General features: G+C 63.5%; 13 protein-coding genes. 8 read left to right on the forward strand and 5 right to left on the reverse strand.

Annotated features, from left to right (window positions below; genetic code table 11):
• Positions 1 to 28 precede the first annotated feature (28 nt).
• Together dprA and IFU31_RS11620 are read right to left on the reverse strand one after the other, a co-directional pair.
• Positions 29 to 1,135 (reverse strand): DNA-processing protein DprA, encoded by a 1,107-nt coding sequence (dprA, locus tag IFU31_RS11615; protein ID WP_192103038.1) that lies wholly within the window; start codon positions 1,133 to 1,135, stop codon positions 29 to 31.
• Between the two features lie 117 nt (positions 1,136 to 1,252).
• Positions 1,253 to 2,278 (reverse strand): LysM peptidoglycan-binding domain-containing protein, encoded by a 1,026-nt coding sequence (locus tag IFU31_RS11620; RefSeq protein WP_122480059.1) that lies wholly within the window; start codon positions 2,276 to 2,278, stop codon positions 1,253 to 1,255.
• A gap of 71 nt (positions 2,279 to 2,349) precedes the next feature.
• Between IFU31_RS11620 and def the strand changes: the two genes are divergently transcribed.
• The 4 genes from def (at position 2,350) to trkA (ending at position 6,614) form a co-directional block, all read left to right on the forward strand.
• The gene (gene def / locus IFU31_RS11625; protein WP_122480058.1) at positions 2,350 to 2,856 is read left to right on the forward strand and encodes a peptide deformylase; all 507 of its coding nucleotides are present in this window, start codon (positions 2,350 to 2,352) and stop codon (positions 2,854 to 2,856) included.
• A 128-nt stretch (positions 2,857 to 2,984) separates the two neighbouring features.
• Positions 2,985 to 3,917 carry a methionyl-tRNA formyltransferase gene (fmt, locus tag IFU31_RS11630; RefSeq protein WP_192059267.1) on the forward strand — a complete coding sequence of 311 codons (933 nt, stop codon included), beginning with the start codon at positions 2,985 to 2,987 and terminating at the stop codon, positions 3,915 to 3,917.
• Positions 3,914 to 5,227, forward strand: coding sequence for a 16S rRNA (cytosine(967)-C(5))-methyltransferase RsmB (rsmB, locus tag IFU31_RS11635; RefSeq protein ID WP_192103040.1), 1,314 nt, complete (start codon positions 3,914 to 3,916; stop codon positions 5,225 to 5,227). The genes fmt and rsmB overlap by 4 nt, the downstream gene beginning before the upstream one ends.
• A 13-nt stretch (positions 5,228 to 5,240) precedes the next feature.
• The gene (trkA, locus tag IFU31_RS11640) at positions 5,241 to 6,614 is read left to right on the forward strand and encodes a Trk system potassium transporter TrkA (protein ID WP_122480055.1); all 1,374 of its coding nucleotides are present in this window, start codon (positions 5,241 to 5,243) and stop codon (positions 6,612 to 6,614) included.
• A gap of 127 nt (positions 6,615 to 6,741) precedes the next feature.
• Here the strand turns inward: trkA and IFU31_RS11645 are convergent, their stop codons facing one another.
• Both IFU31_RS11645 and IFU31_RS11650 read right to left on the reverse strand, forming a co-directional pair.
• Positions 6,742 to 7,629, reverse strand: a complete 888-nt coding sequence (locus tag IFU31_RS11645) for a lysophospholipid acyltransferase (protein ID WP_122796662.1) — start codon at positions 7,627 to 7,629, stop codon at positions 6,742 to 6,744.
• 37 nt (positions 7,630 to 7,666) lie between these two features.
• Complete coding sequence (locus IFU31_RS11650) at positions 7,667 to 8,218, reverse strand: DNA-3-methyladenine glycosylase I (protein WP_192059272.1); 552 nt, start codon at positions 8,216 to 8,218, stop codon at positions 7,667 to 7,669.
• Between the two features lie 83 nt (positions 8,219 to 8,301).
• Here IFU31_RS11650 and glyQ point away from each other — a divergent pair, with 83 nt between their 5' ends.
• From glyQ to IFU31_RS11670, 4 genes are read left to right on the forward strand one after another with little or no spacing between them, the layout of a single operon-like run.
• Positions 8,302 to 9,255, forward strand: coding sequence for a glycine--tRNA ligase subunit alpha (gene glyQ / locus IFU31_RS11655; protein WP_043193756.1), 954 nt, complete (start codon positions 8,302 to 8,304; stop codon positions 9,253 to 9,255).
• Complete coding sequence (gene glyS, locus IFU31_RS11660; RefSeq protein WP_192059274.1) at positions 9,252 to 11,306, forward strand: glycine--tRNA ligase subunit beta; 2,055 nt, start codon at positions 9,252 to 9,254, stop codon at positions 11,304 to 11,306. Before glyQ ends, glyS begins: the two co-directional genes overlap by 4 nt.
• A 3-nt stretch (positions 11,307 to 11,309) precedes the next feature.
• Positions 11,310 to 11,843, forward strand: coding sequence for a D-glycero-beta-D-manno-heptose 1,7-bisphosphate 7-phosphatase (gmhB, locus tag IFU31_RS11665; protein WP_122480051.1), 534 nt, complete (start codon positions 11,310 to 11,312; stop codon positions 11,841 to 11,843).
• Positions 11,844 to 11,857: 14 nt separating this feature from the next.
• Positions 11,858 to 12,628, forward strand: coding sequence for a lysophospholipid acyltransferase family protein (locus IFU31_RS11670; protein ID WP_122480050.1), 771 nt, complete (start codon positions 11,858 to 11,860; stop codon positions 12,626 to 12,628).
• A gap of 179 nt (positions 12,629 to 12,807) precedes the next feature.
• Here IFU31_RS11670 and IFU31_RS11675 read toward each other — a convergent pair whose 3' ends face one another.
• Positions 12,808 to 14,427 (reverse strand): MFS transporter, encoded by a 1,620-nt coding sequence (locus IFU31_RS11675; RefSeq protein ID WP_122716097.1) that lies wholly within the window; start codon positions 14,425 to 14,427, stop codon positions 12,808 to 12,810.
• Between the last annotated feature and the right edge of the window lie 21 nt (positions 14,428 to 14,448).

Here is a 14,448-nt window from a genome sequence, read left to right on the forward strand (position 1 = left end):
CTCCCATTGAAGACTGCCGCCAGTGTACTTAGCTGGCCCGTGCAAACCAACGCCCCGCCTGGCTGACCACGCGCCCCTGCATCTCCAGCTCGGTAAGTTGCGCCATCACCCGCGGCAACGGCCATCCCAACGCCGTGGCCAAGCCTTCGGTGGTGTGCGCGGCGGCCACCAGTACCTCGAGCAGCGGATCGGCGGGCTGGGCTGGCGCCGCTGGCAGGACCGGTGGCAGACGCTGCCAGCCCTGCAACCCTTCGAGAATATGATCGATGGTCTCGACCAGTTGCGCGCCATCGCGGATCAACTGGTGACAACCGCGTGCGCCGGGGTGATGAATGGAGCCGGGCAGCGCCCACACCTCGCGGCCATGCTCGGCGGCCAGCCTTGCGGTGATCAGTGAACCGCTGGCCGGGCTGGCCTCGATGACCAGCACTCCCAGCGACAGACCGCTGATGATCCGATTGCGTCGGGGAAAGTTGCCCGGCTGCGCCTGCGCGTCGAGGGGAAACTCGGAAACCAGCGCACCCTTGCGCTCGACGATGGCCTGGGCGAGCACGCGATGCTTCTGTGGATAAAGTTTTTCCAGACCGGTGCCCAATACCCCGATGGTGTGCCCACCCACCTCCAGCGCACCTTGATGCGCCGCCCCGTCCACACCCAGGGCCAGGCCACTGGTGATGGCAAATCCCGCCGCTGCCAGGCTGCGGGCGAAGGCCCGGGCGTTGTCCAGACCGGGCGGCGAAGCGCGGCGACTGCCGACCACGGCGATCTGCGGCCGCTCCAGCACACCGGGGTCGCCGCGTACGAACAACAGCGGCGGTGGATCGGCGATTTCCTTGAGCAGGGCGGGGTAGTCGGCGTGGTCCCACATCAGCAAATGCTGATGCGGACGCTCTAGCCAGGCCATTGCAGCCGCCGCGTCGCGATGGATGCAGGGGTCGCGGCGGGCCTGGGCACTGGCGTCGCTGCCGCCGGCCCCGCGCCATTGCCCGACTGGCGCAGCAAGCGCCGAACGCGCGCTGCCGAAGTACGCAACGAGCTTGTGGAAGCGTTGCGGGCCGATTTCCGGCAGCACATGCAAGCGCAGGCGCGCCTCGAGTTCGGAAAGGGTCTGAGCAGTGGTATCGAAAAGCGGCATCCGATCATCCTTGAATCGGCAGGCTCGCAGACAGCTGGACAAGCTGTGGATAACTCTGTGCACAAAAGTATCGGAAAGCGCCCGGGCGTGACCTCGTCATGCCCGGTGCCTTATGCGCTACGGGTTGCCTACCTTGTCCATCACTGCCAACGAGCGGTTGGCGTTGAGGATCAAACCATAGCTCAGCTTTTCATAAGTGCGGAACACCATAAGCAGCCCGGAGCGCTCGTCGGGGACCTTGACCTGCTCGCCGGTGATACGATCGCGCACTGTCTCGCCGGTCTTGTACACCGCGAGAACGTTGCCCTCGCGCAGTCCGTCGCGCGTTCCGCGGTTCAAGGTGACCACGTCGTACTTGCCGATCTGTGTAACACCTCGTGGCACATCAATGATCACACCACGAATGTCAGTCTCTGGCGCGCTGGGGAAAAACGTCGAATTGACCGCGCGTTGTTCATCGCTGAACAGTCGGTCGCCCAGGCGGACCTCTTCGCGCGAGCGTTGCAGTACCAGGGTAGAGATATCCCCCTCGGTCGCGACGATTTCGCCGCCGCCGATGTTGTCGGCGTTGATACCCAGAAATTCCTGGGTGTCGGGGTCGATGTAGGTCTTGCCCTGGCGGAAGATGCCGTACACCGACTGCGCCGGGTCGAAGGCGCCACGTGCGTAGATGCGGTCGCCCATGCCACTGAGCACGCGCTCGGCATTGCCGGCCACGATGTAGGGGGCGGCGTTGAATTGCTCGACCGAATCCATGATGCGGTTGGTCAGCAGGAAGCTGTTGATCGATTCCAGCGGGATGCTGGGTATGGCCTCGGCCACGGGCGTGGTGCGCACCCTGGGCGAAAGCTTGATGGTGCCGCGCGAGGCGCCACGTTCGAGCATCAGCTGCGGCTGGCCGTTGACGAAGCCCAGCACCAGCGAATCGCCAGGGTAGATGAGGTCCGGGTTGGCGATCTGCGGGTTGGCGTGCCAGAGGTGTGGCCACTGCCATGGCTGGCTGAGAAACTTCCCGGAAATGTCCCACAATGTATCGCCACGCACCACCGTGTAGCGCTGTGGATAGCCGTCCCTGAGCTGCACTTGCGCCTGCGCCAGGCCGGCCATTGCCAGCATCAGCAGGGCGAGTAGTGATTTCCTCATGCCGTGAATCCCTTTATCATGTCTGCTCACGCGAAATAACGACTTTACCTCACAGTGCAGCACATACGCATATGGCTATTTTAAACATCCTCGAATTTCCAGACCCGCGCCTGCGTACCGTCGCCAAGCCGGTCACGGTGGTGGACGACAGCGTTCGCCAGCTTGTCGATGACATGTTTGAAACCATGTACGACGCCCCTGGCATCGGTTTGGCCGCCACCCAGATCAACGTGCACAAGCGCATCGTGGTCATGGACCTGTCCGAAGATCGCAGCGAACCACGGGTGTTCATCAACCCCGAGTTCGAGTCGCTGACCGACGAGATGGACCAGTACCAGGAAGGTTGCCTGTCGGTGCCCGGCTTCTACGAGAACGTCGATCGCCCGCAGAAGGTCAAGGTCACCGCGCTGGACCGCGACGGCAAATCCTACGAACTGATCGCCGAAGGCCTGCTGGCCGTGTGCATCCAGCACGAGTGCGATCACCTCAACGGCAAGCTGTTCGTTGACTACCTGTCCAACCTCAAGCGCGACCGCATCAAGAAAAAGCTGGAAAAACTGCACAAGCAGCAGGCCTGATTTCGGTGCCCTTGTAGGAGCGGCTAGTAGCCGCGAACAACGCACCTCGGTGCGTCAGGAAGGGCCCCTTCGCGGCTGCTAGCCGCTCCTACAAAGGGTTGCGGCCCACCCCCAACAGCGAGAACTCCATGCGCATCGTCTTCGCGGGCACTCCCGAGTTTGCCGCCGAACACCTCAAGGCCCTGCTGGCCACTTCGCACGACATCGTTGCCGTATACACCCAGCCCGATCGCCCGGCCGGGCGGGGGCAGAAACTCATGCAAAGCCCGGTCAAGCAATTGGCCCTGGAGCACGGCATTCCCGTCCTGCAGCCAGCGACCCTGCGCGACCCCCAGGCCCAGGCCGAGCTGCGCGCGCTGACGCCGGATTTGATGGTGGTGGTCGCCTATGGCCTGATCCTGCCGCAGGCGGTGCTCGACATCCCGCCGCTGGGCTGCATCAACAGTCATGCCTCGCTGCTGCCGCGCTGGCGCGGAGCGGCGCCGATCCAGCGGGCGATCCAGGCGGGCGATACCGACAGCGGCGTTACCGTGATGCGCATGGAGGCGGGTCTGGATACCGGCCCGATGCTGCTCAAGGTCAGCACCCCGATCGACGCTCACGACACCGGCGGCAGCCTGCACGACCGCTTGGCGCAAATGGGCCCACCGGCCGTGGTCCAGGCCATTGCCGGGCTGGCCGCCGCTACCCTGCAGGGCGAGGCGCAGGACGACAGCCTGGCCAACTACGCCCACAAGTTGGACAAGAACGAAGCGCGCATCGACTGGGCCCAACCGGCCGTGGTGCTCGAGCGCCAGGTGCGGGCGTTTTTCCCTTGGCCTGTCTGCCACAGCACCTTGAATGGCGAAGCGCTGAAGGTGCTGGCCGCCAGTTTGGCCGAAGGCAGCGGCCGGCCAGGCGAAATCATCCAGGTCGACAAGGACGGGCTGACCATAGCCTGCGGTGAACAAGCCCTGCGCCTGACCCGCCTGCAGTTGCCGGGAGGCAAGCCGCTCGACTTCAGTGACCTGTTCAACAGCCGCCGCGACCGGTTCGTGGTCGGCACGGTGCTGGGCCAATGAACCCGCGTCTGGCGGCGGCCCGTGCGTTGGCGACGGTACTCAGCGGCAAGGCCTCGCTCAACAGCTCCTTGCCCAGGGAGCTGGACAAGGTCGAGGCGCGCGACCGTGGCCTTACCCAAGACCTGGCATTCGGCACCGCCCGCTGGCAGCCCCGTCTCGACGCGCTGGCCGAGCGCCTGCTGCAGAAGCCTTTCAAGGCCGCCGATGCCGATGTACATGGCTTGCTCCTGGTCGGGCTCTACCAGTTGCTGTACACCCGGATTCCAGCCCATGCCGCGATCGGCGAAACCGTCGGCTGTGCCGACAAGCTGAAGAAGCCCTGGGCCAAGGCGCTGCTCAATGCCGTGCTGCGCCGAGCCCAGCGTGAGAGCGAGGCCATTCTTGCCGAACTCGAACGTGACCCGGTGGTGCGCATGGCGCACCCGCGCTGGCTGCAGAAATCGCTGAAAGCCTTCTGGCCCGAGCAGTGGGAAGCCATCTGCGCCGCCAACAACGCTCATCCGCCGATGATCCTGCGGGTCAACCGTCGCCATCAGCCGCGCGATGCCTACCTGGGCCTGCTGGCCGAACAAGGCGTGGCGGCCCAGGCTTGCGTGTACAGCCGTGATGGCATCGTCCTGGCAGAAGCCTGCGACGTGCGCGGGCTGCCGGGCTTCAGCGAAGGCTGGATCAGCGTCCAGGATGAAGCAGCGCAACTGGCCGCCGAACTGCTCGACCTGGCGCCCGGCCAGCGGGTACTCGACGCCTGCTGCGCGCCGGGCGGCAAGACCTGCCACATTCTGGAAGCCGAGCCGGCCCTGGCTACTGTGGTAGCCGTGGATCTCGAGGAAAAGCGTCTGGTTCGAGTGCGCGAGAACCTGCAGCGATTGGGGCTGCAAGCCCAGTTGATCGCAGCCGATGGCCGCGATACCCAAGCCTGGTGGGACGGTCAGCCGTTCCAGCGGATCCTGCTCGACGCCCCCTGTTCGGCCACTGGCGTGATCCGCCGCCATCCCGACATCAAGCTGACCCGCCAGCCCGACGACATTCCGGCCCTGGCCGTGCTGCAAGGGCAGTTGCTCGACGCCCTGTGGCCAACCCTGGAGGTCGGCGGGGTGCTGCTCTATGCCACCTGCTCGACACTGCCCACGGAAAATACCGAAGTCATCGAAGCGTTCCTGGCGCGCACGCCCGGCGCCCGCGAACTGGACCTGGCCACGTCCGCCGGCATCAAGCAGGCTCATGGCCGCCAATTGCTGGCACAAGAAGGCGGTCACGATGGCTTCTACTATGCCAAGCTGATCAAGATCGCCGCCGTACGCGGCCACTGACGGGGAGTAATGGATGAAGATCATCATCCTGGGCGCAGGTCAGGTGGGCGGCACGCTGGCCGAGCACCTGGCCGGCGAGGCCAATGACATCACCGTGGTCGATACCGACGCCGAACGCCTGCGCAACCTTGGCGATCGCCTGGACATCCGCACCGTGCAGGGCCGCGGCTCGTATCCGACAGTGCTGCGCCAGGCCGGTGCCGACGATGCCGACATGCTGGTGGCGGTGACCAACAGCGACGAGACCAACATGGTCGCCTGTCAGGTGGCCTACACCCTGTTCCATACCCCCACCAAGATCGCCCGGGTGCGCGAGTCGGCCTATCTCACCCGCGCCGGCCTGTTCAACAACGACGCCATTCCGGTGGATGTGCTGATCAGCCCGGAACAGGTGGTGACCAACTACATCAAGCGCCTGATCGAGTACCCCGGCGCCCTGCAGGTCATCGACTTCGCTGGCGGCAAGGCACAGCTGGTGGCGGTCAAGGCCTACTACGGCGGCCCGCTGGTGGGTCAGCAACTGCGGCAGATTCGTCACCACATGCCCAAGGTCGATACACGGGTGGCTGCCATCTTTCGCCGCGACCGGCCGATCCTGCCACGCGGCGACACGGTCATCGAAGCCGACGACGAGGTGTTCTTCATTGCAGCCCGCGAAGACATTCGCGCGGTGATGAGCGAACTGCGCCGGGTCGACCAGAGCAACAAGCGGGTGGTCATCGCCGGCGGCGGGCAGATCGGCGAGCGCCTGGCCGAGGCCATCGAAAGCCGCTACCAGGTGAAGATCATCGAGATGAACCCGGCACGCTGCCGCTACCTCTCCGATACCCTGGACAGCACCGTGGTGTTGCAGGGCAGCGCGTCCGACCGCGATCTGATGCTCGAAGAGAACATCGCCCAGGCCGATATCTTCCTGGCCCTGACCAACGACGACGAAGCCAACATCATGTCCTCGTTGCTGGCCAAGCGTTTGGGCGCGCGCAAGGTCATGACCATCATCAACAACCCGGCCTACGTGGACCTGGTCCAGGGGGGCGAAATCGATATCGCCCTGAGCCCGCAGCTGGCAACCATCGGTACCCTGCTGGCGCACGTAAGGCGGGGCGATATCGTCAGTGTGCACTCGCTACGCCGGGGCGCCGCGGAGGCCATCGAGGCCATCGCCCATGGCGACGCGCGTTCGAGCAAAGTGATCGGCAAGCCCATCGAAACCATCGACCTGCCTCCGGGAACGACGATCGGCGCGATCATTCGCGATGACCAGGTGATCATCGCGCACAGCGACACGGTGATCGAGGCCGGTGACCACGTGATCCTATTCGTCGTGGACAAGAAATACATCCGCGACGTCGAGAAGCTCTTCCACGTCGGCCTGAGCTTCTTCTGACCCCCAGCCTCGCTCATCCAAAAAGCGGGCCGTCCAGGAGCCCGCTCTGTGAAAGCTGGTCTAGTGCAAGCATGCCCTGTGGGAGCGGGTCTCTGCCCGCGAAGAAGCCCCCACGCCAGCCGCTAGCTCAATACCACCTGGCCTCACCCGCCGGCCGCTTCTTGAAGCGCTTCATGCTCCACATATACTGGCTCGGATAGGCCCGCACATACTTCTCGACCACGCCGCTCATCGCCGCGACCGACGTGTACGTGTCGGTGCTGTACATCGCCTCGGGTGCCGCTTCCAGGATCACCTTGTAGCCCGAACCATCGGGCAGGCGCACGGCATGCAGGAACACGCCGACGGCCTTGCCGCCGGCGAGCATGTTGGGCACGAACTTGCTGGTCAGCGCCAGGGTGCCGAGAAACGGCACGAACAGCCCGGCCGATTCGGCGGGTTCCGGGTCGGCGGGAATGCCCACCTGGCCACCCTTGCGCACCTCCTTGATGACACTGAGGATGCCTTCCTTGGTCGAGGCCGCAACGCGGTTGCCCAATTGCACCCGTTGCTTGCGCAACAGCTCGTCCACCGCCTTGAGCTTGGGTGGACGGTAGAAAATGATCGGCTTGCACTGGTTGCAGTAGAAGTGATTGAGCACTTCCCAATTGCCCAGGTGGCTGGTGATGCCGACCACGCCCTTGCCCGATGCCAGGGCATCCTTGAGCACGTCCAGCCCCTCGACCTCGCGCACCAGGTCGAGCGAGCGCTGGGCCGGCCAGATCCAGGCACAGGCGCTTTCGGTCAGGGTCTTGCCGATGTCCATCAGGCTGCGTCCTGCGAGGCGCTCGCGCTCGGCAGCGTCCATGTCCGGAAAACACTTGGCCAGGTTGATGCGCACCACCTCGCGAGAGCGGTTGGGCAGCTTCCACATCAACCAGCCGATGGCCGTGCCGACCCACTGCACGGTGCGCCACGGCAGCAGCGCGAACAACCGCAAGGCACCGACCATCAGTGCCCCTTTGAACTTATCCACAGATCACTCCTTAATTGCCCAGGCGCCCATTCTAGCCTCAGCCGGCCAGCTCGGCGTAGCGGTCGCAATCCTGGGTGTGGTCCATGACCATGCCCGAGGCCTGCATGAAGGCGTAGCAGATGGTCGGCCCGACGAAGGTGAAACCGGCTTTCTTCAGGGCCTTGCTCATGGCCCGGGCTTCCTCGGTTTCAGTGGGGATCTCGCTGCGATCGCGCCGATGGTTGACCCGCGGCTGCCCACCGACGAACGACCAGAGGAAGGCTGCCGGGTCTTCGAGCTGCAACCAGGCGCGGGCGTTCTTGCGTACACCGTTGAGCTTGAGGCGATTGCGCACGATGCCCGGATCCTGCATCAGCACCTCGATTTCCTCGTCACTCATCTGCGCGAGGCGTTGCGGGTCGAAGCCGTGGAGCACCTGCCGATAGCGTTCACGCTTGCGCAGCACGGTGATCCACGACAGGCCGGCCTGGAACCCTTCCAGCGCAAGCAACTCGAACAGGGCGCCCGCCTCGCGCAGCGGCACGCCCCATTCAAGGTCATGGTAGGCCTGGTACAAGGGGTCTTGGGTACACCAAAAGCAGCGAGGCATTAGGGCTCCATGGGTAGAGGCGCCGCGGATTCGCGGTATACTCCCGCTCTTTATATTCGCAGCCCTAGAAACAGGTGAATTTCGTGAGCCAGCCTACGCCAGCCGTGCGTACCTTCCAAGACTTGATCCTCGCCCTCCAGCAATACTGGGCCGAGCAAGGTTGTGTGGTGCTTCAGCCCTACGATATGGAAGTGGGCGCCGGCACTTTTCATACCGCCACGTTCCTGCGCGCCGTGGGCCCGGAAACCTGGAATGCCGCTTACGTGCAACCCAGCCGCCGTCCGACCGATGGCCGCTACGGCGAGAACCCCAACCGCCTGCAGCACTACTATCAGTTCCAGGTGGTTCTGAAGCCCAACCCGGACAACTTCCAGGAACTGTACTTGGGTTCGCTCAAGCACATCGGCCTCGATCCGCTGGTGCACGACGTCCGCTTCGTCGAAGACAACTGGGAGTCGCCGACCCTGGGCGCCTGGGGCCTGGGCTGGGAAGTCTGGCTCAACGGCATGGAAGTCACCCAGTTCACCTATTTCCAGCAGGCTGGCGGCATCGAATGCTACCCGGTCACCGGCGAGATCACCTACGGCCTGGAACGCCTGGCCATGTACCTGCAGGGCGTCGACTCGGTCTACGACCTGGTGTGGGCCGATGGCCCGTTCGGCAAGGTGACCTACGGCGACGTGTTCCACCAGAACGAGGTGGAGCAGTCCACCTACAACTTCGAGCACGCCAACGTCGACAAACTCTTCGAGCTGTTCGATTTCTACGAAAGCGAGGCCAAGCGCCTGCTCGAACTGGACCAGCCACTGCCGCTGCCCAGCTATGAAATGGTCTTGAAGGCGTCCCACACCTTCAACCTGCTCGATGCTCGCCGCGCCATTTCGGTCACCGCGCGCCAGCAGTACATCCTGCGCGTGCGGACCCTGGCCCGTGGTGTGGCACAAGCCTACCTGATGGCCCGTGCCAAGCTGGGTTTCCCCATGGCGACCCCCGATCTGCGAGATGAAGTATTGGCCAAGCTGGAGGCTGCGCAATGAGTGCTCAAGATTTTCTGGTCGAGCTGGGCACCGAAGAGCTGCCACCCAAGGCCCTCAACACCCTGGCCGACGCCTTCCTGGCCGGCATCGAGAAAGGCCTGCAGGCCGCCGGCCTGAACTACAGCGCCAAGAACGTCTACGCTGCGCCACGCCGCCTGGCTGTGCTGATCACCGGCCTGGATACCCAGCAGCCGGACCGCAGCATCAATCTCGACGGCCCGCCGCTGCAGGCCGCCTTCAATGCCGAAGGCGAGCCGACCCAGGCTGCACTGGGCTTTGCCAAGAAATGCGGAGTGGATCTCAGCGAGATCGACCGCAGCGGACCCAAGCTGCGCTTCAGCCAGAACATCGTCGGCAAGCCGACGGCCAGCCTGTTGCCGACCATCGTCGAAGACTCCCTCAACGACCTGCCGATTCCCAAGCGCATGCGCTGGGGCGCGCGCAAGGAAGAGTTCGTGCGGCCAACCCAGTGGCTGGTCATGCTGCTGGGCGACGACGTCATCGATTGCACGATCCTGGCCCAGAAGGCAGGCCGTGAATCGCGTGGTCACCGTTTCCATCACCCGCAGAACGTGCGCATCAGCTCGCCTGCTGGCTACCGCGAAGACATGCGCAAGGCCTACGTACTGGCCGATGCCCACGAACGCCGTGAACTGATTGCCCGACGTACCGCCGAGCTGGCCACCCAGCAGGAAGGCAGCGCCATCGTCCCACCGGCGCTGCTGGACGAAGTGACGGCCTTGGTCGAGTGGCCCGTGCCGCTGGTGTGTTCGTTCGAGGAACGCTTCCTGGATGTCCCGCAGGAAGCGCTGATCACCACCATGCAGGACAACCAGAAGTATTTCTGCCTGCTCAACGCCGACGGCAAGCTGCTGCCGCGTTTCATCACCGTGGCCAACATCGAGAGCAAGGACCCGCGCCAGATCGTCGAGGGCAACGAGAAAGTCGTGCGTCCACGCCTGACCGATGCCGAGTTCTTCTTCAATCAGGACAAGAAGCAACCGCTGGAAGCCTTCAACAAACGCCTGGAAAACGTGGTGTTCCAGGCGCAGTTGGGCAGTGTCTACGACAAGGCCGTGCGGGTTTCCAAGCTGGCGGCCTACATTGCCTCGCGCATTGGTGGCGATGCCCAGCGCGCGACGCGGGCAGGCCTGCTGTCGAAGTGCGACCTGGCCACGGAAATGGTCGGCGAGTTCCCGGAAATGCAGGGCGTGGCGGGCTATTACTACGCGCTCAACGCCGGCGAACCCGAAGACGTCGCGCTGGCACTCAACGAGCAATACATGCCTCGTGGCGCCGGCGCCGAGCTGCCCAGCACCCTGACCGGTGCGGCCGTGGCCATCGCCGACAAGCTCGACACCCTGGTCGGCATCTTCGGCATCGGCATGCTGCCCACTGGCAGCAAGGACCCCTATGCCCTGCGTCGCGCGGCCCTGGGCGTGCTGCGCATCCTGATCGAAAAGCAGCTGGACCTGAACCTCAACGAAGCCGTGAGCTTCGCCGTCTCGGCCTTCGGCACCCAGGTCAAGTCGGCCGGGCTTGCCGAGCAGGTGCAGGAGTTCATCTTCGATCGCCTGCGCGCTCGCTACGAGGACGAGGGCATCGATGTGGCCACTTATCTTTCGGTGCGCGCCCTGCAACCCGGTTCGGCACTGGACTTCGATCAGCGCGTGCAGGCTGTCCAGGCGTTCCGCCGGTTGCCTGAGGCCGCCGCGCTGGCTGCCGTCAACAAGCGTGTCTCGAACCTGCTGAGCAAGGCCGAGGGCAAGGTTGCTGCCACCGTGGAGCCCAAGTACTTCGACAACGCCAACGAGTTCTCGCTGTACTCGGCCATCACCCAGGCCGACCATGCGGTGGCGCCGATGGCTGCCGAGCGTCGCTACAACGAAGCCTTGACCCGTCTGGCCGCCCTGCGCGAGCCAGTGGATGCGTTCTTCGAAGCGGTGATGGTCAATGCCGAAGATGCCAATGTGCGGGCCAACCGCTATGCCTTGCTGGCACGTCTGCGCGGTCTGTTCCTGGGCGTCGCCGACATTTCGTTGCTGGGGTAGGCCTTGAAACTGCTGATTCTCGATCGCGACGGGGTCATCAATCATGACTCCGACGCCTACATCAAATCAGTCGCCGAATGGCTGCCATTGCCTGGAGCGATCGAGGCCATTGCACAGTTGCACCAGGCTGGCTGGACGGTGGCCGTCGCTACCAACCAGTCTGGCCTGGCGCGCGGTTACTACGACCTGGCCACCCTCGATGCCATGCACGCCCACCTGCGCGCGCTGGTCGCGGAGCAGGGCGGCGAGGTTGGCCTGATCGTGCATTGTCCCCATGGTCCGAATGACCAGTGCACCTGCCGCAAACCGCGGCCGGGTTTGCTGCAGCGCATCGCTGCCCACTATGACGCGCCCCTGACCGGCGTTTGGTTCGTCGGCGACAGCCTGAGCGATCTGCACGCCGCAACGGCAGTGGCTGCTCGACCCGTGCTGGTGAAGACCGGCAAAGGGCTACGGACCCTGACCCAGGACCTGCCCGAGGGAACCCTGATTTTCGATGACCTGGCGGCAGTCGCCAGGCACCTTATCCACACTTGACGGTATCCACCGCTATGTCGATCCTGCGGGCAATCAGAATCTTTGCCTTTTATCTGCTTCTGGGCAGCAGCGCCTTGCTGTGGTGCACCCTGAGCTTTTTCATCGCGCCCTTTCTGTCCTTCAAGGCGCGCTACCGTTTCATCAACGTCTACTGGTGCCGCTGTGCGCTGTGGCTGACGCGCGTCATGCTGGGTATCGACGTACGGGTGAAAGGTGCGGAAAACGTTCCGCAAACTCCATGCGTCATCGTTTCCAACCACCAGAGCACGTGGGAAACCTTTTTCCTTTCCGCCTACTTCCAGCCCCTGAGCCAGGTGCTCAAGCGCGAGCTGCTGTTCGTGCCGTTCTTTGGCTGGGCCATGGCCATGCTGCGCCCCATCGCCATCGACCGCGACAATCCCAAGTCGGCACTCAAGGAAGTCGCCAGCAAGGGCGACACGCTGTTGAAGGACGGCGTCTGGGTACTGATCTTCCCGGAAGGTACGCGTGTGCCATACGGCCAGATCGGCAAATTCACCCGCAGCGGCAGTGCCCTGGCGGTGAACGCGCAGTTGCCGGTGTTGCCCATTGCGCACAATGCCGGGCGCTACTGGCCCAAGGAAGGCTGGAACAAGCATCGCGGTACCATCGAGGTGGTCATCGGGGCACCCATGTACGCCGAAGGCACCGGACCGCGGGCCATTGCGGCCTTGAACGAGCGCGTCCAGGCCTGGAACGAGCAAACTCAACAAGCCATGGGCGCGCTGCCGGAGCATCCGGAAATCGCACCCACGCCGGTTATCTAGTTTCTGTGGATAACTTGTGTATTGTTTCTCGTGCAATGTCTTTGAAAGCTGCGTAACCCTCTGTTGGCTATGCAGTTTTCAAAACCCATCGAAACCCGACAATTGGTGCATAAGTTTTTTGCACGGCGGTGAAAGGCTCGTCTTTTCGAGCCTTTCACCGCTGGGTTTTCAGCCAGACGTCAGACCTTGTCCAGGTCCACGTGGCGGGTTTCCTTCAAACAGAACATCCCCACCACGAAGCTGATACCGGTCACCAGCACCGGATACCACAGTCCGTAGAAGATATCCCCCGTGTACACCACCAGCGCGAACGAGACCGTGGGCAGGAATCCGCCGAACCAGCCGTTGCCAATGTGGTAGGGCAGGGACAAGGACGTGTAGCGAATGCGGGTGGGGAAGAGCTCGACCATCACCGCCGCCAGCGGCCCATAGGTCATCGTGGCAATCAGGATCATGGCAACGATGATCAACACCACCATGGGTTGATTGACCAGGCTCGAATCGGCCTTGGCGGGGTAGCCTGCCTGAGCAATGGCCGCGCGCAGGGCTGGCTCATCGTAGCCGTTGATCCGTTGCTCACCGACCGTGATTGCCACATCCGTGCCGTCGACCGGTGCCGCCGAGCTGTACGGCACACCCGACTTGATCAGCAACGTCTTGACCTTGTCGCAGGGGCTGTCGAATTTGGCCTTGCCCACTGGGTCGAACTGGAAGGTGCATGTAGAAGGGTCCGCCATCACCGTGACCGGCGAGTTGCGAGTGGCATTGTCGATCTGCGGGTTGGCGTAGTGGCTCAAACCCTTGAACAGGGGGAAGTAGGCGAAGGTCGCCAGCAGCAGGCCAAGCATCAGGATGGGTTTGCGCCCGACACGGTCGGACAGCCAACCGAAGAACACGAAGAACGGCGCACCGATGACCACACTGATGATCAGCAGCTGATTGGCCAGTGCCGGGTCCATCTTGAGCATCTGCGTCAGAAAGAACAGCACGTAGAATTGCGCACAGTAGAACGTTACGGCCTGCCCAGCATTGATGCTGAACAACGCGGTCAACACGATCTTCAGGTTCTGCCAGGAACCGAACGACTCGCGGATCGGCGATTTACTGGTCTTGCCCTCGGCCTTCATCTTGGTGAAGGTGGGCGATTCGCTCAGGCTCAGGCGGATCCAGGTGGAAATGCCCAGCAGTACGATCGACAGCAGGAACGGCAGGCGCCAGCCCCAGACTTCGAATTGATCGCCACTGATATAGCGGCTGCCCATCACCACCAGCAGTGACAGCAGCAGGCCGAGGGTGGCTGTCGACTGGATCCAGCCGGTGTGAAAGCCCCGTTTTTTCTGCGGCGCATGTTCGGCCACGTACGTCGCTGCGCCGCCATACTCGCCGCCCAGGGCCAGGCCCTGAAGCATGCGCAACAGCACCAGGATGATCGGCGCGGCAATGCCGATGCTGGCATAGGTCGGCAGCAATCCCACTGCAAAGGTCGAGACGCCCATCAGGATGATGGTCATGAGGAAGGTGTACTTGCGCCCGATCATGTCACCCAGACGCCCAAACACCAAGGCGCCAAAGGGTCGCACCAGGAAGCCTGCGGCAAACGCCATCAGGGCGAAGATGAAGGCTGTGGTCTCGTTCACTCCGGCGAAGAACTGCTTGCTGATCACCGCAGCCAGGGCGCCGTACAGGAAGAAGTCGTACCATTCGAAAACCGTCCCCAGCGACGATGCGAAGATGATCTTCTTCTCGTCCCGGTTCACGGCAGGCGCAGCCGCCGCGCCGTGTTGCAGATAATCCGCCATATTGCCATCCTCAGTGATTAT

This window comes from Pseudomonas sp. CFBP 13602 (assembly GCF_014842725.1).
GTDB classification, from domain to species: domain Bacteria; phylum Pseudomonadota; class Gammaproteobacteria; order Pseudomonadales; family Pseudomonadaceae; genus Aquipseudomonas; species Aquipseudomonas baltica.